The 20,625-nt window shown below is 45.3% G+C and carries 17 protein-coding genes; 5 read left to right on the forward strand and 12 right to left on the reverse strand.

Annotated features, from left to right (window positions below; genetic code table 11):
• Positions 1-207 precede the first annotated feature (207 nt).
• On the forward strand, positions 208-864 hold the full coding sequence (locus tag ACVBIO_RS11400) for a thiol:disulfide interchange protein DsbA/DsbL (protein WP_447172645.1): 657 nt from the start codon (positions 208-210) through the stop codon (positions 862-864).
• Positions 865-926: 62 nt separating this feature from the next.
• Here ACVBIO_RS11400 and ACVBIO_RS11405 read toward each other — a convergent pair whose 3' ends face one another.
• From ACVBIO_RS11405 to ACVBIO_RS11430, 6 genes are all read right to left on the reverse strand, one after another.
• Positions 927-1,931 carry a glycosyltransferase gene (locus ACVBIO_RS11405; RefSeq protein ID WP_447172646.1) on the reverse strand — a complete coding sequence of 335 codons (1,005 nt, stop codon included), beginning with the start codon at positions 1,929-1,931 and terminating at the stop codon, positions 927-929.
• A gap of 615 nt (positions 1,932-2,546) precedes the next feature.
• Positions 2,547-3,077 carry a cytochrome b/b6 domain-containing protein gene (locus ACVBIO_RS11410; protein WP_447159445.1) on the reverse strand — a complete coding sequence of 177 codons (531 nt, stop codon included), beginning with the start codon at positions 3,075-3,077 and terminating at the stop codon, positions 2,547-2,549.
• Positions 3,078-3,094: 17 nt separating this feature from the next.
• Complete coding sequence (gene hemG / locus ACVBIO_RS11415) at positions 3,095-3,628, reverse strand: menaquinone-dependent protoporphyrinogen IX dehydrogenase (RefSeq protein ID WP_447162984.1); 534 nt, start codon at positions 3,626-3,628, stop codon at positions 3,095-3,097.
• Between the two features lie 216 nt (positions 3,629-3,844).
• Complete coding sequence (locus ACVBIO_RS11420; protein ID WP_447172647.1) at positions 3,845-5,542, reverse strand: di-heme oxidoredictase family protein; 1,698 nt, start codon at positions 5,540-5,542, stop codon at positions 3,845-3,847.
• Positions 5,543-5,670: 128 nt separating this feature from the next.
• Positions 5,671-6,819 (reverse strand): imelysin family protein, encoded by a 1,149-nt coding sequence (locus tag ACVBIO_RS11425; RefSeq protein ID WP_447172648.1) that lies wholly within the window; start codon positions 6,817-6,819, stop codon positions 5,671-5,673.
• Between the two features lie 23 nt (positions 6,820-6,842).
• Complete coding sequence (locus ACVBIO_RS11430; protein ID WP_447172649.1) at positions 6,843-8,246, reverse strand: hypothetical protein; 1,404 nt, start codon at positions 8,244-8,246, stop codon at positions 6,843-6,845.
• Positions 8,247-8,715: 469 nt separating this feature from the next.
• On the opposite strand from ACVBIO_RS11430, the gene ACVBIO_RS11435 reads away from it, so the two are divergent.
• Positions 8,716-9,918, forward strand: a complete 1,203-nt coding sequence (locus ACVBIO_RS11435; RefSeq protein ID WP_447162988.1) for an MFS transporter — start codon at positions 8,716-8,718, stop codon at positions 9,916-9,918.
• Positions 9,919-10,109: 191 nt separating this feature from the next.
• Complete coding sequence (locus ACVBIO_RS11440) at positions 10,110-10,970, forward strand: TIGR03899 family protein (protein ID WP_447159577.1); 861 nt, start codon at positions 10,110-10,112, stop codon at positions 10,968-10,970.
• A gap of 172 nt (positions 10,971-11,142) precedes the next feature.
• Here the strand turns inward: ACVBIO_RS11440 and ACVBIO_RS11445 are convergent, their stop codons facing one another.
• From ACVBIO_RS11445 to cobA, 6 genes are all read right to left on the reverse strand, one after another.
• Positions 11,143-11,586: a GNAT family N-acetyltransferase gene (locus ACVBIO_RS11445; RefSeq protein ID WP_447159439.1), complete on the reverse strand. Its 444-nt coding sequence runs from the start codon at positions 11,584-11,586 to the stop codon at positions 11,143-11,145.
• A 114-nt stretch (positions 11,587-11,700) separates the two neighbouring features.
• Positions 11,701-12,318 (reverse strand): adenylyl-sulfate kinase, encoded by a 618-nt coding sequence (gene cysC / locus ACVBIO_RS11450; RefSeq protein ID WP_447172650.1) that lies wholly within the window; start codon positions 12,316-12,318, stop codon positions 11,701-11,703.
• 175 nt (positions 12,319-12,493) lie between these two features.
• The gene (locus ACVBIO_RS11455) at positions 12,494-14,218 is read right to left on the reverse strand and encodes an SLC13 family permease (protein ID WP_447172651.1); all 1,725 of its coding nucleotides are present in this window, start codon (positions 14,216-14,218) and stop codon (positions 12,494-12,496) included.
• A gap of 2 nt (positions 14,219-14,220) precedes the next feature.
• Positions 14,221-15,666, reverse strand: a complete 1,446-nt coding sequence (gene cysN / locus ACVBIO_RS11460) for a sulfate adenylyltransferase subunit CysN (protein ID WP_447172652.1) — start codon at positions 15,664-15,666, stop codon at positions 14,221-14,223.
• Between the two features lie 49 nt (positions 15,667-15,715).
• Positions 15,716-16,624 carry a sulfate adenylyltransferase subunit CysD gene (gene cysD / locus ACVBIO_RS11465; RefSeq protein WP_447159435.1) on the reverse strand — a complete coding sequence of 303 codons (909 nt, stop codon included), beginning with the start codon at positions 16,622-16,624 and terminating at the stop codon, positions 15,716-15,718.
• A gap of 90 nt (positions 16,625-16,714) precedes the next feature.
• Complete coding sequence (gene cobA, locus ACVBIO_RS11470; RefSeq protein ID WP_442529463.1) at positions 16,715-17,533, reverse strand: uroporphyrinogen-III C-methyltransferase; 819 nt, start codon at positions 17,531-17,533, stop codon at positions 16,715-16,717.
• Positions 17,534-17,957: 424 nt separating this feature from the next.
• On the opposite strand from cobA, the gene ACVBIO_RS11475 reads away from it, so the two are divergent.
• A complete protein-coding gene (locus tag ACVBIO_RS11475; protein ID WP_447159434.1) occupies positions 17,958-18,890 on the forward strand; it encodes a phospholipase A in 933 nt (310 codons plus the stop codon).
• 172 nt (positions 18,891-19,062) lie between these two features.
• Positions 19,063-20,577 (forward strand): hypothetical protein, encoded by a 1,515-nt coding sequence (locus ACVBIO_RS11480; protein WP_447172653.1) that lies wholly within the window; start codon positions 19,063-19,065, stop codon positions 20,575-20,577.
• Positions 20,578-20,625: the final 48 nt, after the last annotated feature.

Genomic DNA, 20,625 nt, shown 5'->3' on the forward strand with positions numbered 1-20,625 from the left:
CAAAATTTAAAATGAAAACTCCCGTTTACGCTTAAAATCATTGCGTGGGTCACACTCTAGAGCATGTATTAATATGCAAATTCAGTCATAATTAAGCATCTGGTTTTATTCTTAACAACAATGTAATTTGCTGTAACGGATGAATAATATTTGTATTATTCGTTATCGCTTGACTACTTATACAAACGTCACCTAGAGGACACTAGTTTGATTAAACATATTGCTTTAGCGTTAACACTTGCCGTTGCTCCACTGAGCAGCTTTGCCGCACAATTTGTTGAAGGTAAGCACTTCAGCGTTATCTCAGATAAAGCACCAAGCAGCGAACCAAAACTAACTGAGTTTTATTCGTTCTACTGCGGCAACTGTTTCAACATGGAAAAGATGTACTTAGCTGATATCAAAGCCAACTTGAACAAGCAAGTTACCTTTGACAGCAAGCACGTTGATTTTGCCAACACCGAAATTAACACTGAAGTTATGCGCTCTCTTGCGGTTATCCAAACATTAGATAACCAAAAGCCATTAACTGATGCTATGTTCAAAGTTATCCAAGGCGATAATGGTGAGAAGCATGATCACAGCGCACCAGGCCACAAGCATGACGAACCGCTACAAAGCCGTGACGACATCAAAGCCGTATTTGCTAAATTTGGCGTAACTGCAGAGCAATACGATGCAGCAGCAGACAGCAAAGAAACCAACGAGAAGTTGGCGCTATGGCGTTCACAGCAACGTGAATTTAAAGTACAAAGCGTACCTGCGTTCATCGTCAACGACAAATATGCAGTTAACATGGGCTCTATCCGTACACTAGCCGAGCTAGTCGACCTAATGAACTACCTAGCACTTGAGCACAAGTAATCTCAAACTCGTGTTGAGAAATAGAAAAAGGCGCTAATTAGCGCCTTTTTTGTTTTTAAATATCATTTGTTGTTAAGCACATCTTCTAACACCTGTTGCCAACGCTCTAGCATCGACTCCCAAGCTTGAACGCTAGATAACCGCGCAGAGACCGTGATCTTAAGCGGCTCTGTTATTGCGTGATTAATCGCGCTTTCAATGCCCTCGACGGTTAACTCATTAATCAGCTGATAACCCCCTTGTCGCTCTAAACCTGCTAACTGCTCACCTAAACCATCAATATTGGCCGCGATAACGCCTTTACCCGCAGCAATGGCTTCCAAGCACGTTAGACCAAACGGCTCCCAACGTGAGGGGATAATGACAAGATCGCCACGGCTAAGAAACTGAGGCACATCATGCACCTCACCAACCAAATGAACATGTTCTAAAGGCGCTGCTAGTGCTGCAAGTTCGGGCCCTTGCTCTCCCTCTCCGGCCAATATCAGTTCGACTCTGTTAGGCGGCAGCTTCGCCATTGCTTTAATCAACAAATCAAAGCCTTTTTGCTGACTCAAACGCCCGTAGGCCAATAACCTAATTGGCGCACTAGCGCTCTTTTCTGGCAATGCAATAAACGAGCTCAGCTCTTTCCCCTGCCCGACTCGCACCAGCTTATCGGTAGGTAATACGCCTAGCGCTTGTAACCAGTCAGCCTGGGCGTTAGACACAGATAACACTTTATCCATAAGCCCATAACCCAGCCTAAGCATAAGTCGAAATCGCCATGGGGATTTAACACAGTGACGGGCAAACTCTCGACTATAATGGTGCTCTTGATAAAGGATTGGCGTGCCAATATTGGCAAGTTTAAGTGCTAAAAATGCAGGGAGTTTGCGCCAATTAACGGCGCCATGAACGACGATAACATCGGCTTGATAACGTTTAAATTGCGGCTTATTGAATTGACTAACCACGCGTTGAAAAGAAAAAGACTGCTGTAACCTTGAGGCGGCAAGACTCGTTAGCGCGAGGTTCACGCCACCAAGCTTAATATCATCGACGAGATGGATTACGGTTGGCCGCAAAGCGAGTCCTTATAGAATGCTGGATAAGTTCCTTTTACTTCATACTCGTTAAGTTAAAGAAAAACCAACTAATTTGAAAGCATTGTTTTGCTCAGCCCACTCAAGCTGATTTGGCAAGTCAACATAATCGGTTGGTAGTTAAGATATGACATAATCGCTTGGTGGTCACACAAGATTAAAGAAGCTTCTAACTCATTTTGGGACATAAGCTATTCACCACGGCGAATATGGCGAAGCCATGTGCTAATAAGCGAGAGCTAGGGATAGCGAACTGGCCGTTAAACACGGATGTTATTGGGACACGGAGCGCTACGCTACACGAAGAAAAGCAACAGCTAGAACAAAAGCAACAGTAAAAGGCTCGTCATCAAACATTTTAATCTTTTGCTCTACGATCTTCTCCGTGACCTCCGTGAAAGCGAAGCGCTTCGTGGTTAAATTTCCGCTTTGAAATAGAGTTATGCCGACGCAATATTGTATACGTTAACTAAACCACTTTAAGGCAAAAGCAATTCACCACGGAAGACACTTATGGAAACGGAGGACATTGAGGACACGAAAAAAGCAATAATCTTACTCAAGAGAGCAAATTTTATCGCATTTGTGCAAGTTTTATTAGCTTCTGAAAAAATCTAGCAGGTGCAAACAAGCAAATACGGCATGTAATACGATAAAACCGATAAAACCTTGTGCAAAATGAATATGATAACCACGCCAGAACAGCGCATCACTGCTGCCTTGAGTGGCAAACCACAGTAGACCCGTGACCCCAACCGCTAAAAACAGCAGCATGCCTATGCCTTCAGTAACACTGAATAATCCACGCCCGCCGGCAATCGGGATCTTGCCTTTAAACAAGCCTAGAATATCAGACTTAAGCTGCGAAAAATCACCGAGCAACCAGGGGAAATACTGGCGCCACTTTCCTTTAAGACAGGTAGTAATCAAAAAGGTAATCGACAAGAAGGCGGCGATAAGCCCAAGATACACATGGCTTTGATCCCAAAACGATGCATTGGGGCGTAATCTGCGGCCCATCACAATAGAGCCGCTTGTAAAAATTAGATATGCACTGGTGATAATGATGAGCACATGCTGCAAATCAATATACTTTCTCGCTAAGCGTTTAAACGTTGATTGCGCCATATCTCATCCTGTGCTTGCTAAACCGTAACCGCCAAATTATTAATACTGTCGGCATAGGTATCAACCTTATTCCAATCAGTATATTCAATATTAGTATCAGCTGCAGTAGGGCCTTTAGTCATCCACATAATAAAGCGAATAATGTTCCTATCCATTACGCCGTAACTTGGGTAGTTAAGGTTGCCAGCAAACACTTGCGCCACATCAGGCATCCAAGGTGACTTTTCAAAGAATGCTTGCATATATGGGTTAGTCTCAGCGGTATTCTTTAGAGGTTTACGCGCCACTAAGTTAACCGAAAAGAAGCTACTCGGCTTTTGCTCTAATGCTGCTTGGTGGGCTTCAATAAAATCATAAACTGCCGCATTGTGCTTACCATGACGAATACTGGCACCGATAATAATCTTATCAAATTCACCTAAATCCACTTTATCGGCAATGCTAACAGCGGTGACACAATTGCCGACTGCCTTGAGCTTATCTTCTAAATAGGCACAAATTTTACGAGTCTGGCCATGCACACTAGAGTAAACGATAAGAATTTTGCTCACTAAGCACCCCTGAAGTGTTAATTTTAAAGTGAATGAATTTAATAAATAAATCATAGGTGATTTGACTAAAAGATTACATGAAACAGATCACGAGGCGTAGTGCAATAAATCGAATTAGCTTTACCTAGTTCACAAAATTAACAGCGGGCCTCCCCTAAAGAGGTAGCCCCGCTGTTTTTACGTTGACTGAGTGAATTTCAGTTATGCAGACTTTGCTTATAGTGACATTAAGAAATCAATAACTTGCGAGCGTTCTTCGCGGCTTAATGTCATAAAACCTTGCTGACTTTGCTCTGCTTCACCGCCATGCCACAAAATCGCTTCCTCTAATGTGGCTGCGCGGCCATCATGTAAAAATCCTGCTTGCGGATTAACGGTTTGCGTTAGGCCTATTCCCCATAACGGACGCGTACGCCACTCATTGCCATCGGCTAAGAAATCGGGACGACCATCAGCAAGTTCATCACCCATATCGTGCAGTAACATGTCGCTAAATGGATAGATAGTTTGACTCTTATGGCCAGCAATCATCTCTGAGCCACCAATGTCACCTGAAGCTTGAGTCACAAAGCGTGGGGTATGACAACCACTGCAGTTTAACTGCTCAAACAATCTTGCTCCTTCACGAACATCAACATTATCCACATTACGCCTTGCCGGTACCGCTAGCGTTTCAGCATAAAACACCACGGCATCACTGAACTCAGCGCTCGCTTCAGGCTCTCCATCGACACCAACTCCGGTATCGACAAAGCCAGTACGAGTTAAATAAGCATCATGCAGCGCAGTGCCAGCAATACTTTCATCTGGGAACAGCGGATTAGTAATGCCAATATCACCGCGCAGCGCACCTAATGACTGCACCCTAACGCTGGGCGTATTAGCCTTCCAGCCAAAACGCCCAAGCGACACTGGGTTACTGTCTCCCGCTTGTGCTTTAACCGCATCAAAAACATAGTTAGCACGACCAGAAATGCCATCATTATTGCTATCAGCAGCATCAACGTTGGCGATAATATCAGCCTCAGCAATGGCCTCTAACAAACCTAAACCAAATACCGGCATACCATTTCGCCAGCCCATCAGTACATCATCTTGCAGCAAGTTAGAGGTGACGTTACTACTAGCCCTAGTTTCCCCCGGCGCATCATAGGGGTTTTCCACATCGAACCGTGGTTTTTTCAGCGTGACACTCGTGCCATCACTGTAAGTAACCCGCTTAGTTTCATAGGAGAGGTAAACATCAGCCTGACCAATAAATTGATTTTGCTGCCAGTCATCTCGAGCTTGCAGTACGCCGCGATGAAATAGTTGCCCACCAAAGTCGGGCACAGGTATTGGCGCGCAGTAATTATTTGCCGCCGTACCTAAGGTGCAAGGCTCGCTGGGCACCTTACTGATCCTTAAGAATATTCCCGCTTGTGAGCCGAGTTTAACCCGAGATTTGCCTGCAGGAACGATAGGGCTTGAGTTACGGCCATCACGCTGATGGCAAGAGTTACAATCTGCGTTATTAAATACTGGCCCCAAGCCATCTAGCTCAGGATGGGCACTATTGGGCGCGGTAGTAAAAGTAGTTTCAAAGCCTACATCTCCCTCAAGGTGCAACTCCAGCTCATTAGCCGTCAGGTTTGGCGCAGGAGTTGAAAAACCATGGCCCGACTCAGAGGCATCAAAGGTAGTGGTATCACCACCAAGGGCTTTGATATCGGTATAAGCTGGATAGATTTTTCCTTCAGGTGTGGGCGCTGCATCATCGCCAGAGCCGCCACATGCACTTAAGCTTGCGGTCCCTAACAAGACTAGGCTGCTAATAAGGCTTTTTCGACAACTAATGCCGCTATTTAATTGCGCTCTTTTTTGCGGTATTTCGTTTTGCTGCGATCTGTTTTTTTGAGAGTGTTTATCTGTCATCTGCTGTTCCACACACTGCATGCCAAAAATTATTCCCCATTATCTTTTATCGTTTTTTAACCATTTAAAAAACAAGGGAATTATCCTATTAAAAAGGAGGCCTTACGGCCTCCTCAAATATTCACCTTCTAGATGTTCCACTCTTTAAGTAGTGGCAACACATCAGACTCTAAACTCGCTTGTAGCTTAGTCAGTGCATCGACGGCAGTTTGAATACGCACACGTGCGTCGCTATCAGAAATAGCCTGACGAAATGGCATATTGTGAGTACCGGCTATAGCGTTGATTTTAGTGATTGCATCATCAATCTCAGTCTTAACTCGCGTTGCTAGTTCAGGATTAGCGGCATTGACGAAATCGATAATACCTTGCTTATCGGCATTGCCCGCTAGCTCACCAAGGTAAACATTGCGTACGCCAATAATGTTGTCGCTAAAGTCGGTAAGCGAGTTCCAAGAGTATTGAGACTCAACTTTTGAGGTGTCAGCTTTATCGATTGACTCACCAAATGGGTCGGCAATTTTACCGTTACCCACCTCGTCAACAATCGCAATCATGCCGTTAACGAGCTCTTCTACCACGCCCACTTCTGAGCTATAGAAAGTATTGCCATCGATACCAGAATTTTTCAGTAACTCACCATAAGCCTTACCGCTTTGACCGTCGTGGCTGATAAGCCATGCGTCATCGAGTGTCTTGGTGTAATCACGAAACACTTCTGCAAGTCCCATTAAATAATCACGCTCGTTTGGTGTCAGTTCGCTAATGGTTTTGGTGTTATCTGCAACACCGTCACCAAATAATAGGTATTCCATGGTGTGAAAGCCCTGCACGTCATCATTCCAACCTTTAATGGTGTCAGCGTCAAAGCCCGTGCTATTGGCCAGCACAGTCGTTAAATCAGTGGTGTTTAGCGGCCAGCTATCAAGATGTGGATCGATACCCAGTGAGTCTACTGGGCCAAAGATATGTGATTCACCTTGCTCCCACGGCTGACGAGCAGCTTTCCACGCTTCTTGAGCGGCAAGCAAGTTGGCTTGTGTCGGTGTGGCAACCAATGTTTGCGTCGCTTGCAGCATTGCCTCACCGTGCTGGGCAAGGTTTGAGTACCCCGCAACAATCACATCATCAGTGAGGTTAGTGACCATCTCTGTCGCGGCAAAGCTAAAACCCGTTTCTGGTACAACAACAGCGGTATCGTCAGAACCAGAGCCGCCACATGCGCTAAGCGTTGAAATAAGCGCAATGGCTAGCGCTGAGTGAGTAAAGTGTTTCATAAAAACTCCATGTATTTTGTTAGTTAAAGTGAGAACTGGTAACCAACGCCTAAAGCAAAAAAGTGGGTATCTGGAATAGACGACACAGCCACCTGCTGTACGCCTGCTTCAGCTTTGATCACTATCTCAGGGATGGGGAAGTAGTTAATACCAGCGCTAATCCAAGTGTTTTCATAGCGTTTTGTAGCAATGCCGGTTTCAACTTCTTTTAGTGGGTTTGAGTAGTCTATGTTGGCAAAAATGGTGACTGGTACAGAGGTAAATTCACCAAGGTCAACACCCGCCTCAACGAAGAAAGCTTCAGACTTTGAGCCTAATTGAGCGAAGTTACCCGGCTTGAGGCCCGGGGTAGTTTTATTAGCTTGAGTGATAGCGTCACTATCACTTAACGTGCCATAAAGGTATTGACCGCGTAAGATCCATGGGCCTTCAACAAATGCACCCGCAATTGATAGAATTTCAACCGTACCGTCAGCACTTAGTTTATTGGTTTTATGTCGATTACCACTGGTGTTGCCATAATAATAAGAGGCGCCAATGGCTGAGCCTGTTTTAAAATTGCCATAATCGAGGCGAACCACATAAGCGAGATCATCGCCATTCACATGCTCAAAACGCTTTTGATGCCCTGAAGCCACCCAGTCATAGGTACGGAAATATTCTGAGTTCAAACCACTAACCACTTGGGCTTGATAGCGAAAGTTAGCCATTTCACCAAAGATACCGATGCCGTTTTCATTCCAGACTGTAGGTAACATCGCCGCTTCACTCTTATGGCGTTGCACGGTCAAGTACTGACTAGGCTTATGCAGCATACTACCGACACCTACAGGTAGATGGATATTACCGAATTTAACGCCAAAGGCATCACTTGGGCGATAACGGATCTCGGCTTTTTCAATCATCACCTCGCCACCGGCTTCCACTTCAGCTTCGAACTCGCCAAACTCATCGAAACCGTCATATTCTAGCGCGGTGCCGGTGCCGCCATGCTCATATTCGATTTCAACTTCCATGTCCCATTCGTCATTGAACTGGTAGCCAAACTCAGTCACGATCCGCTCTAGATCAAAACGGCTGCGGCGCTCAGGAGATGTATCCTGTACGTTGTCGTAGTACTCGTCGCTGGTGTAAATCACGCTGCCATATGACTTAAACGAAAACTTGTCCCAGTTACTCACTGTGTCTGTCGCTTTAGCAGTCTGCAAAACTTGTTGCTGAGTAGCTGCAGCTTGCTCTGTGCTCACTTTTTGCAGCTCAGCTAATTGCAGCAACTGAGTCTTAAGCCCGGCAAGTTCAGCTTCTTGCTTGGCTATTGCAGCAGCTAATGCTTCTGGCTCGGTTGCTGACATAGCATTCGTACTGAACACACTAGCGATAGCAATCGCTAACATATTCAACTTGGTATGCTTCGAAATAGATTTCATAAACGGCTCTCATTTTGATCCTACGCTGTATACCTATCGGTATTAACCAGCTCCCCTAATTCGCGGACAAATTAACCCAAATGAGAATGATTTACATTAATATTTACAATCATCTTTACAAACGACTTACATTAAAAGCTATTGAGCAACAAGCAATGCAGATGCTAAAGCAAGAATAAAACCAATGAAAACAATATCTAAAGCAGAAGTAGCCGCTCACATTAGCGTGAGAGCGTTACAACAGTAATGGTATAAAGATTAACGACTTAAGTGCCTTTATTAACAATATTAAGGCCTCTTACATGTCAAAAATGGTGGCTAGTGAGTGAAATGCATTATTGCGCTGCAAATCTTGTGCGCCTTATATCATTATCAAAACTGAACCTTGTATACTCGTGAACATTAAAATGACCATTTTTAAAATCGCTATTTAGGGTACTGAGGCAGCGGTTGATACAGGGAAAGTAAGATGAGAAACGACCCACAGAAACTCCTGCTCTGGATGACTTTTATTATGTCGTTAGTGTTTGCGGTTTGGCAGGCACTATTAAACAATTTTGTTATCGAGCGAGCACAATTTACCGGAGCTGAAATTGGCATATTACAAAGCTTACGAGAAGTCCCTGGCTTTCTCGCTTTTACAGCCATCTTCGTATTATTACTGATCCGCGAACAGGCGTTTGCTCTGGTGTCTCTTGCCGTGCTTTGTATTGGTGTGGCGATTACTGGATTCTTTCCACAAGTACTGGGGCTGTACATCACCACGGTATTAATGTCAGTTGGGTTTCATTATTTTGAAACCATTAATCAATCACTAACACTGCAATGGGTAGAAAAAGAAAAGGCTGCTGCTTTTATGGGTAAAGCCCTTGCATGGCGAAGCGCTGCTGCCCTTGGGGGCTATGCCAGTATCTGGCTTGTCATGAGCTGGTTAAAACTCGATTACCAATGGATGTACGCCATTATTGGTGCCTTAGGCCTTATCATGGTGATCACCATTAGCCTTTATTTCCCCACGTTTCCTCAAGGTGAAGTCCAACATAAAAAGCTACTGCTAAGAAAGCGGTACTGGCTTTACTATATGCTGACCTTTTTCTCTGGTGCTAGACGGCAAATTTTCATGGTTTTTGCTGGATTTATGATGGTTGAAAAATTTGGCTACAGCATCACTCAAATCACCTCGCTATTTTTAATTAACTATGTGGTTAACCTGTTATTTGCACCAGCCATAGGCCGCTTTATTGGCCGCATCGGCGAGCGCAATGCATTGACCATTGAGTATATTGGTTTAATCGCAGTGTTTGTGAGTTATGCGCTGGTTGAACACGCTGAATTTGCAGCAGCGCTCTACGTTATCGATCACTTATTATTTGCCATGGCAATTGCAGTGAAAACGTATTTTCAAAAAATTGCTGACCCTAAAGATATTGCCGCAACAATGTCGGTCAGTTTCACTATTAACCATATTGCGGCGGTCATCATTCCGGCCCTGTTAGGCTTCTTGTGGTTAAGCTCACCTGACATGGTATTTTATATTGGGGCGGGCTTTGCCGTGTGCTCACTCATTTTGGCCATAAATGTGCCTCGTCACCCAGAGCAAGGTGAAGAGGTTGCTCATTTTGGCAAAGTGACGAAAGTCATTAAAAAAGCAAATACAGCTGTAACAAACTAATAGACAATCAATCAGATACTTGGCATAAACGTGTGTTGAGTATCTGTTTTTTTCGGCAAGCTCGTACTCAAGTTCAATACTGAAGCTCGATAGTTCAGCTCGATATAAGATCCTACGCAGCTAACTGAGCTGGGATACAAACCGCTAGCCTATTAATACTTATGAACCCTGTAAACGGTGAACAAACAACCATGGTTGAAACGGTAACAAGCACGGCTAACAATACCGTGAAAACTAGAACGAAAGACAGCAGCAAAGCCGCTGATGTTTCAGCCCGTAAAAAAGCGCTTCTGCTGGGACGTATGCTTGGTTTAGCCAGCGAGGAAGACTACCGTGCTAGCACTGCCTCGATTAGCGAACGTGCTGCTTTTAGGGCGCAGAAGCAAGCGTGTCAGTATCAAGAGAACCTTGAAACCATTTACAAAATCGCCATCAGCCACACACCATCCGATGTGACTGGCGTGGATTTAGACCCCGATTGGGCGCATCAGTTTTTTCAATTGGCCGAGCAAATTCATAACCGTAAAATGCAGGAGCTTTGGGGCAGAATTTTAGCGAATGAGATCACCTCTCCCGGCAATTTTAGCCTGCGTACCTTAAGCACGCTGAAACAGTTAACCCATAAAGAGGCGCAGATCTTAGAAAAGGCACTCGGTATGTCGGTCCTAGTGAACAATGAGACTCGGCTCAAGCTTATTATCGGTTTTAAACATGCCAGTGGCTTGGGGCAATTTTTTAAAAAAGCCACCTCGACCAATATCGGCCTGTCTCAATTTGGCCTGCCCTACTCTAATATTTTGACCTTAGTTGAGGCGGGAGTTTTACATCGCAGCGAACTAGAGACCGGATTGCTTAGCAGTAAGACGCCCATTAGCTTTTCTCTTAGCGAGCAAAAGCTCAAACTCACCCCTAAGAGCGGCCAACTATTTTTCAGCTATTATCGCTTTACTTCAATAGGCGATGAGCTAGCACAACTCATTCCTTTCAGTACCGATAAAAGCTATATCAAGGCGATGAGAGTACTGTTTGCCCAAGATTTTAAGATTGAATAGCCAGGACTTATTTACCGAGCAACAGATTAGCTAATGTCACCTTAGCGACTTAGAAAAAGCACAAACAAAAATGCGATGCATATGGGGTTCATAAGGGCATCGCATTGCTTGTTATCATTACTCATTCATCATTCAAAGTAAGGCTAGCTGCTAGCTTTGCCCGTTATCAGCCTTAAAGAGAGTAGCTATAGGCAAAATACTCTGTGTCTTTCACAAAGCCTATTTTTTCATAGAGCGCCTGAGCCGATAGATTATCTTTAGCTGTACCTAAGTCCACTCGAACGGCGCCAGTTTGTTTGGCTAAATCGATAGCGCAATCAATTAAGCTATTGGCGACGCCTTGCTTTCGATGTGATGCTGCCACAAACAAGTCGTTTAAGACGATGATTTTACCCAGCGATACCGACGAAAAGGTATGATAATTTAATACAAATCCAATAGGCTTATCTTCTGAGCTATAGGCAATAAACACCGTTGCATCAGCGTTTTGTAAACGCTCATTTAAGTATTTTCGATAGGTAGCGGGTGCCGATGCTTGCTTATAAAAAACCATATATTGATCAAATAGCATGACCAAATCATCGAGTTCTTTAATCGAAATCCTTTTTATATTCATCACGTTCCTTGGGGCTAGTTATTCGTCTCGCATAAACACACTATCGGTATCATCCCTTTTAGTGTAGGGACTAACAACGCACCTCACTGTTAGCGAAGGGCTTCACATGGGCCTTTACACCGCTTTTTTCAGCTTCTTTGAGTCAATCACCTGAATCGCCGCTAAGTAATCCAGTAACGCACTCACCTGTGTCGCCAAGTCACCTTTGCTGGTATCTATGGTGAGCTCGGCTGCGGTTGGCACTTCATAAGGCGCTGAGATCCCAGTAAAGTTTTTAATCTCTCCTGCACGCGCCTTGCTGTACAAGCCTTTAGGGTCGCGCGCTTCACACACTTCTATTGGCGTCGACACATGCACTTCAATAAACTGACCATTATCGAATAATGCACGCACACGCTCGCGCTCTTCTCGCGTTGGCGAGATAAAGGCTGAAAGCACTACAAGGCCGGCATCAACCATGAGCTTTGCCACCTCTCCTACTCGGCGAAGGTTCTCATCACGATCATCTGCGCTAAAGCCAAGATCATTACATAAACCATGACGCACATTGTCGCCATCAAGCAGGTAAGTGTGAAATCCGGCATCAAATAAAGCCCGCTCAAGCGCGCCCGCTAAGGTGGATTTACCCGAACCTGACAGGCCTGTGAACCACAATAAGATAGGATTCTGCCCTTTCTGATCCGCGCGAGACTGCTTATCAATACTGTGCTGGTGCCAAACGATATCAGACATAAAAACTCCAAAAAATCTAATCTATACAATACATAGCCAAATGTGCTTCAACATTATAAAAGCGTAAACTGCACACTTAATTCTCTCAAATACCTGCTTCACACAAGCACTTGCTCATTCAAACACTAGCGCTAATCAAGTATCAGTCTATTCAAGCAAGACCGATTCAAGAGGCTTAAAAGGGAAACAACAACGGAACCAACACCAATACGATTGCCGAATAAAGCAGTGACAAAGGTAAGCCCAGTCGAACAAAATCACTAAAACGATAATTACCTGCGTTATAAACCATTAAGTTAGTTTGATATCCATAAGGCGAAATAAAGCTGGCACTAGCACCAAATACGACGGCTAAAATAAACGGCCGAGTATCTACGCCATAACTTAACGAAATAGCATACGCTACGGGAAACGACAGCGCTGCAGCGGCATTATTGGTAATCAGTTCTGTCAGCAACAAGGTCATGAAGTACACCGCCACAAACGCCGCAAATACCCCATAACCATTAATCGCCGCTAAAATAAATGAGGCGATATCATCGGCAAGTCCGGTTGATAGCATCAAGTTCGCCAAACTTAAGGCGCTACCAACAATGACTACCAGCTCAAACGGAAAACGACGCTTTAGCTCTGAAAGACTCACCGCCCCGATGGCTAGATAGCTCATCAAGAGTAAAACCAACCCTTTTACTAACGGCAAAATACCGGTCAAACTCGCTAAGATGGTCAGTAAAAATCCCGCTAACACCCATTGGCTGCGGCGAGGATCTAGCCTGACACTTAAATCTAAACCACTCACGGCAGCAAATTCAGACGCCAATTTAGTGTTGCTGCTAAAACTGTCACCAGGGGTGATTAACAACACATCGCCCGCTTGCAACTCTATGTCACCTAAACCGCCTATAAGCGGGTGATGACCACGGCGAATAGCTAATACCGCACCATCAAACTTCTCTCTAAAAGTCGACTCTTTCAGTGAGCGACCAACGAGAGTCGAACTCGGTGCCAATACCGCTTCAATTAAATTTTGTCCCTTGGCTTGTTGCTTACCAAACCATTCAAGGCCATCAAACTGATGTAATAACTCAACCGACTCCACCGCGCCACTAAAGCGCAGCACATCTTCGCTTTGCAATACTAAGTGCGGTGGCACTGGGCAGATGCGAATACCACTGCGCTCAAGCTCAACTAAATACAGCTTTTTAAGCGCGCGTAAGCGGTTATCTTGTACGCTGTGCCCTATCAATAAGGACTCTTTTGCTACCCGAGCTTCGAGTAAGTAAGGCAAAGCCTCATCGATAGACTCTTCGCGCCTGTCGGGTAACCAATTGGCTAACAACACCAATAACCCCACGCCAGAAATAACGATAACGATGCCAATCATAGAAAACTCAAAGAAACCTAAAGGTACTAGGCCTGCATTTTCTACAAACGAGTTGACGATTAAGTTAGTCGAGGTGCCAATAAGCGTTAGCGTTCCGCCTAAAATTGCCGCATACGATAGCGGCAACAACAGCTTAGCCGGTGCATGAGCCTGGTTACGGCGCACCACACCAATGAGTGATGCCACCACTGCGGTATTGTTCGTAAACGACGATAATAGTGCCGTCGACAAGCCAAGCTTAGCCAAGGTCGATGCCAAAGATCCTTGGCCGACCACCTGGCTTAACTTGCCTAATAGCGAGGTTTTCTCTAATGCTGCAGTCGACATGATTAGCAGCACTAGAGTGACTAAACTAGCATTGGTAAAGCTAGCTAACGTGGTTTCCAGCTCCACCATGCCAAGTAAGTAAGTGGTTAACGACGCAATAAAAAATAGCGCTGCAGGTGTCCATAGCCCCGCCATTAAGGCGGCGACTAAGGCAAATAGTATGCACGATAACACCCACAAATCAGCCACGGCTAACCCTCGACCTTACTGATATCAATCGCTTGCCAGTGAGGATATTGCTTGCGAATTAACGCATTGAGCTCAAGTTCAAAATCACTGTATTGCTGAGCCGTTTTAAGCTCTTTAGAGCTCGATACCGCCATGACGGCTGCAACGGTCGCGTTAGACAAACGATCGATTAAGATCATGCCACCGGTATCACGAATTAACGTGTATGGGTCGATAGCAATCGACTCATTGAGCTCAAGTGTGACTCGCGCCATATCATTAAGGCCAATACTGTTGCTGTCATTACGGTCTAAGGTATTAACATCAACCACATATTCAATTTTTACCACGCTGGCTTGCAACTTTTTACCTGCAACTTTCAGATCATATAGCTGGTTTAATTGCAGTGGCTTTTCATCCATCCAAGCGATATCGGCGCTGACATGGTTAGCCAGTGCTGGCGCGTTGTCGACTTGGGATAATAGATCGCCCCTTGAGATATCAATTTCATCTTCAAGGGTTAAGGTCACCGCCTGGCCGGCAACGGCCTGCTCAAGATCGCCATCAAACGTTACGATACGGGCAACCTTACTGCACTTACCCGATGGCAGTGCCACCAGCTCGTCACCGACATTAATCACACCCGATGCCAGCGTGCCGGAAAAACCACGAAAATCGAGATCGGGGCGCTGCACATATTGCACAGGAAAGCGTACCGGCAGGCTGTTAAGCTCACGGCGAGTATCGATAGTTTCTAATAGCTCTAACAGCGTGCCACCGCTATACCAAGGCGTTTGACTACTGGCATCAACCACGTTATCACCTTTAAGGGCTGACAACGGCACATAGCGAATATCAATATCAATATCACCTAACTGCTCGGCAAACGCGGCAAACTCGGCGCGAATGTTATTAAAGACTTGTTCATCAAAGCCCAATAGATCCATTTTGTTGATAGCAACAACAAAGTGACGAATACCCAGTTGCGATGCAATAAATGCATGACGGCGGGTTTGGGTTTGTACGCCATAACGCGCATCGACCAAAAGCACGGCTAAATCACAGGTAGATGCTCCCGTTGCCATGTTACGCGTGTACTGTTCATGGCCTGGCGTGTCGGCAATAATAAACTTACGCTTGTCACTGGAAAAGTAACGATAAGCCACATCGATAGTAATGCCCTGCTCACGTTCTGCTTGTAAGCCATCGACCAACAGGGCTAAATCCACTTCTTCACCCGTGGTGCCAAGCCTTGCGCTATCACTCTTTAAGCTCGCAAGCTGATCTTCATAAATTTGTGCGCTGTCATGCAGCAAGCGACCAATCAAGGTACTCTTGCCGTCGTCAACACTACCGCAGGTTAAGAAGCGTAAGAGCCCTTTATGCTGTTGTAATGACAGGTATTCCTTCACACCTAAATCTTCAAGTTCTGCCGCCAGGCGCGCGTTATTATTTACTGCTTGATTCATAATGATTCCTTAGAATTCTTAGTCCACATTCATCCCAGATGACATGCGTTTAGAAATAGCCCTGACGTTTTTTCAGTTCCATCGATGCACTTTGATCTGAATCGATAAGCCTACCTTGGCGCTCACTTGAGCGAGTCAATAACATCTCTTCAATGATCTTCTCTAGCGTGTCGGCCTCTGAGTGCATCGCTGCGGTTAATGGGTAGCAGCCTAAGGTTCTAAAGCGCACTAACTCCTCTTTCGGCAGCTCGCCCTGTGCAAGTGGCATTCTGTCGTCATCAACCATAATCATCATGCCATCGCGCTCGACAACCGGACGTTTTTGGGCAAAGTACAGCGGCACAAGCTGGATATTTTCCTGATAGATATATTGCCAAATATCCAGTTCAGTCCAGTTAGATAACGGGAACACACGAATGCTTTCGCCCTTATTCACCGCACCATTATAGGTACGCCATAGCTCTGGGCGTTGATTCTTAGGGTCCCATGTATGGTGCTTATCGCGGAACGAATAGACGCGCTCTTTAGCGCGAGACTTCTCTTCATCGCGACGTGCGCCACCAAAAGCGGCGTCAAAGCCATACTTATTCAGCGCCTGCTTTAATCCTTGGGTCTTCATGATGTCAGTGTGCTTAGCGCTGCCATGCTCAAATGGGTTAATCCCCATCTCTATGCCTTCAGCGTTTTTATGAACCAGTAGCTCAAAACCAAACTCTTTAGCCTGAGCATCACGAAAGGCGATCATCTCTTTGAACTTCCAATCGGTGTCGACATGTAACAGTGGGAAGGGGATCTTTCCCGGATAGAAAGCTTTGCGAGCAAGATGAAGCATCACAGAAGAGTCCTTACCGATGGAATACATCATCACTGGGTTATCGAATTCAGCCGCCACTTCGCGGATAATTTGAATGCTCTCAGCTTCCAGTTGTTGCAAATGGCTTAACTCTTTCGCGGCCATGCTAATTCTCCGTATTCTTCAATCAATTATTTTTCATTACGGCTAACTCAGGATCATTGAGTTGGCCGGGCAGTTACGTTTAGGCGTAGCTTATTTAAGTTGTGCGGCTAATTCAGAGCTATTGAGCTGGCTAGTCTTTTTAGGGGTAAACCAATTTAAACTATCGGCGAGCGCTACCACTTCACCTATTACCATCAACGCTGGCATCACTAAGTCGGGATGATTAGCTAGCTCATCAATATTGTCGAGTGTCCCTACAAAAGTTTGCTGCTCGGCAGTCGTGGCTTTCGATACGATAGCCACTGGGGTGTCAGCTTTTCTGCCGGCTCCCATCAAACCTTGCTTTATCCGGCTTGCGTTTAAGATCCCCATGTAAACCACTAAAGTATTATTGGGGTTCGCATAGCCTTGCCAGTCCATGGGACGGCTCTCAAGCTTGCAATGACCAGTAATAAAGGTAACGCCTTGAGCATAATCTCTGTGTGTAAGCGGGATACCTGCATAGGCTGCAGTGCCACTCGCTGCGGTTATTCCTGGCACGACTTCAAAATCGACTCCGGCAGCAACAATCGTCTCGAGTTCTTCGCCACCACGTCCAAAAATAAACGGGTCGCCGCCTTTTAAACGGACGACATTTTTACGGGTGTAGGCCTTTGTTACCAGCAGCTGGTTTATCTCACTTTGCGCGGCGCTATGCTTGCCTGCGCGTTTACCGACGGCAATTTTCTCGGCATGCTGTGGGATAAGCGCAAGAATATCATCACTTACTAATGCGTCATAAAGTACGGCATCGGCACTTTGCAGCACCCGATATGCTTTAACCGTCAGTAGATCGACATCACCAGGTCCTGCTCCCACTAGCCATACTTTGCCTAATTCGGCTTGACCGGGTAAAGCTACAATCTCCATCACGCTACCTCACTCTATTTCGTTATGTTGAAATATAGCGGGCTGCTTATTCCATAATAAATAGATATTTATTACTCGTTATAACTTTTTGTTATTTGAATGATTTTCAATAGCGTACTACTTAAACCAGCAACCCATTAAGTGCATGTATAATAAAGGGAAAAAACATTTATCGTGACGAAGGCGTTGATGAAGGTTTTCTCTTAGCTCATTTTTAGCACTAAGTTATTGCATTTAGATCTAGTTAGGCGTCACAAAATCAAGTAAATAAGCAACGCGCCGTACAGGCTCGCACTTCACACCATCAAAGGTGTCTTTGTGTTACATGACTGCTCAATAGCTGTTAAATCTTTATGCAGCTAGGTAGAATCCAGCACAAATAACAAAATGCTGCATATTGATCTACCAAATCTCAGGGAAAGTTATGAACAAACTTAGTGCGCTACTCATACCGCTATGCGTGTGTTGCTCATTTACGCTTTACGCTGCCGATACACAAAGCAGCAACGCGAATATAGAAGTCCAGCCAAAGAAAGAAAGGTCATTAGTCGATAAGCGCATCTCAGAGGAAAGTGCCACTGGCGATCTCCCCTATGTCATCACGCCGCACAAAGTGAACTACATTTTGCCTGTGACTTACAGCGCATCACCTAATATGGCTCCTTTTGCTGAGGAAGCCGCTGAGCATCCATTTGGTTTAGATAACATGGAAGCTAAGTTTCAAATCAGCTTTAAGTTTCCGCTTTGGCATAATGTATTTGGTGATAACGGTCATCTGTTTGCGGCCTATACCAACCAGTCTTACTGGCAGGTATACAATAAAGAGATCTCCTCGCCGTTTAGAGAGACTAACCACGAGCCAGAGATCTTTATGCTGTTTACCAATGACTGGCAGCTAGGACCACTGACCAACTCTTTTTGGGGGCTGGGTGCTGTGCATCAATCTAATGGCCAGTCTGGCCCTCGTTCTCGTAGCTGGAACAGGCTCTATGGCATGATGGTATTTGATAATGGTCCCTTTGCTATTGAAGCCAAGGCATGGTGGCGTATTCCTGAAGATGAAAAAGAGACGCCCAGCTCACCACGAGGCGATGATAATCCCGACATTACTGATTATATGGGAAATGTAGAGCTCACTGGCGTTTACGGACTCGATGAACATAGGTTTACCTTAATGGTGCGCAACTACATTCAAAAACCTAACTATGGCGCAGTCGAGTTTACTTGGAGCTATCCGATTTTGGGTAACTTAAGACTTTATACTCAATATTTTAATGGCTACGGCGAAAGTTTAATCGACTACAATGTACATAACCAACGAATAGGTATCGGGGTTTCGATCAACGACATTTTGTAATCGACGCCACTAGCCATTACTGTCACTGACAACACACTATCGACAGCGAGCGACTGCCAGCAAGCGATACGAGTAAGCAGCATTGAATAACCAGTAGTAGGCTCGATACCAAAAACATCTATAGCAGGCCTGGTTCTACACCACGCCAAGCCTGCATTAAAAAGGATGAAGCATGAGCTTGAGCTTTAAGGGCATCATTAGCATTTTCGCTATACTCATTTGCGCGAGTACTGCTCAGCTCATTCACCTATCACTCCCCTCCAGCCCAGGTAAAACCACACTTAACCACAGACAGTATCAGCAAGATATTGATACCCTTGTTGAAGCCATTAAGCAGCATTCCGCCTTTGCCGCCATGGACCCTGAGCGTGTAACCGCTATCACACATGCAACTCAGTCACTGCTGCTGTCAGCGACTAACAGTAACCATGCCATACAATTGGAGCAGCAGTTACTACAACTACTAAGCCAACTCAATGATCCCGGCGCCGGAGCGCTGCTCCCCATAAATGCTTCGGGCAACATAAGCCGTTTGCAGCAACTGCCAATAGACATACTCTTTGATGGTCAGTACTGGCAAGCATTTACCCAACATGGTGAAATACTCGAACCAGACTTTCCCTACCTGACTCATATCGATGGACTACCAATGAGACGTTGGGTAGAGGCGAGCCTGACCTATCTTGCCGATCCAATAAAGTTGTCGACTCAGGCGCAAAGCCGCTGGATAAAACAGATTGCCAGATTAAGGCTAGATATTGGCCTTAGTGACAGAGATGAAACTGTAATAACCCTAAGTAATGGCGAAACAAGCCTGCAACGCTCTATCAAGCTGACGCAAGATCTGCTGACTGCAAAAGAGCTGCCACCAAAAGTAAATGCCCTAGAAGTGACAGCTCCAGAAACGAGCCCACCTCAGAGCACCTTGCCTTTAGATGTTGTGCGCCTAAGCCCAAATATAGACGCAGCCACAATAGAGTTACTTTCAAGCCAATTAGCAGGGCTTAGCACTGATCCCACTGCGCCGCTGGTTATTGATATCCGGGCAATTAAGCAGCCTCAACCCTTGCTTATGGCTTGGCTGATTACCCATTTTGCTAAACAACATAAGCCACAAAGTATCGGTTTATTACAATACAAGCGCTTTGCGACATCCAGAGCCGACCAACTTCCCACGCGCTACATACCAATGTCACAATTAAGCTTTTTTGAACAAGCTGAGCTAAAAAACCAGGGGTTTGAAACTCATCAGCCTCCCGCATCCGTATTTAGCGATTATCTAGTACGTAAATATCATCCAACTCAGGTATCTAACAGCCAGCAGCAGAGTCATTACCTCTCCTTATTAGTTGATTCAAGTTGCGAACTAGAGTGCGAATGGGTAGCTCTCGCTTCGCTGCAATGGCCTAATGTCGAGCTAATAGGTGAAACCACCCGCGGCAGTCTAAGCCCTCGTCATCGCGTGACTTTGCCCAACAGTGGTATTGAGGTGCAATTTAGTAAAGGAGTTGTGTATGCTCCCAACGGTCAGCTGATCTCAGGTGTTGGTCTTACCCCAGCAATGCAGCTCAATCAGCTCGCCTTTGAGGATCCTCTGATTGTTAAACTTATCGCAACCAAGAAGTTAGACGCATCGCTTCTGCCATTAAAGGGGACTTTAGCTATCGTTCCCCAAGAAAAACGCTAGCGGTTTTCGGCTAACAAATACTGATTAATGTCATTTTTTTTCTATGAT

This window comes from Shewanella sp. 0m-8, from assembly GCF_052977265.1.

What these genes read in the sequence shown, in the direction of transcription:
- ACVBIO_RS11410 (WP_447159445.1), bottom strand. Translation starts at nt 3,077, where the DNA reads ATGGCGCAATCAACGTTTAAACGCTTAGCGAGAAAGTATATTGATTTG.
- ACVBIO_RS11420 (WP_447172647.1), bottom strand. Translation starts at nt 5,542, where the DNA reads ATGACAGATAAACACTCTCAAAAAAACAGATCGCAGCAAAACGAAATA.
- ACVBIO_RS11425 (WP_447172648.1), bottom strand. Translation starts at nt 6,819, where the DNA reads ATGAAACACTTTACTCACTCAGCGCTAGCCATTGCGCTTATTTCAACG.
- ACVBIO_RS11430 (WP_447172649.1), bottom strand. Translation starts at nt 8,246, where the DNA reads ATGAAATCTATTTCGAAGCATACCAAGTTGAATATGTTAGCGATTGCT.
- ACVBIO_RS11435 (WP_447162988.1), top strand. Translation starts at nt 8,716, where the DNA reads ATGAGAAACGACCCACAGAAACTCCTGCTCTGGATGACTTTTATTATG.
- ACVBIO_RS11440 (WP_447159577.1), top strand. Translation starts at nt 10,110, where the DNA reads ATGGTTGAAACGGTAACAAGCACGGCTAACAATACCGTGAAAACTAGA.
- ACVBIO_RS11445 (WP_447159439.1), bottom strand. Translation starts at nt 11,586, where the DNA reads ATGAATATAAAAAGGATTTCGATTAAAGAACTCGATGATTTGGTCATG.
- cysC (WP_447172650.1), bottom strand. Translation starts at nt 12,318, where the DNA reads ATGTCTGATATCGTTTGGCACCAGCACAGTATTGATAAGCAGTCTCGC.
- cysN (WP_447172652.1), bottom strand. Translation starts at nt 15,666, where the DNA reads ATGAATCAAGCAGTAAATAATAACGCGCGCCTGGCGGCAGAACTTGAA.
- cysD (WP_447159435.1), bottom strand. Translation starts at nt 16,624, where the DNA reads ATGGCCGCGAAAGAGTTAAGCCATTTGCAACAACTGGAAGCTGAGAGC.
- cobA (WP_442529463.1), bottom strand. Translation starts at nt 17,533, where the DNA reads ATGGAGATTGTAGCTTTACCCGGTCAAGCCGAATTAGGCAAAGTATGG.
- ACVBIO_RS11475 (WP_447159434.1), top strand. Translation starts at nt 17,958, where the DNA reads ATGAACAAACTTAGTGCGCTACTCATACCGCTATGCGTGTGTTGCTCA.
- ACVBIO_RS11480 (WP_447172653.1), top strand. Translation starts at nt 19,063, where the DNA reads ATGAGCTTGAGCTTTAAGGGCATCATTAGCATTTTCGCTATACTCATT.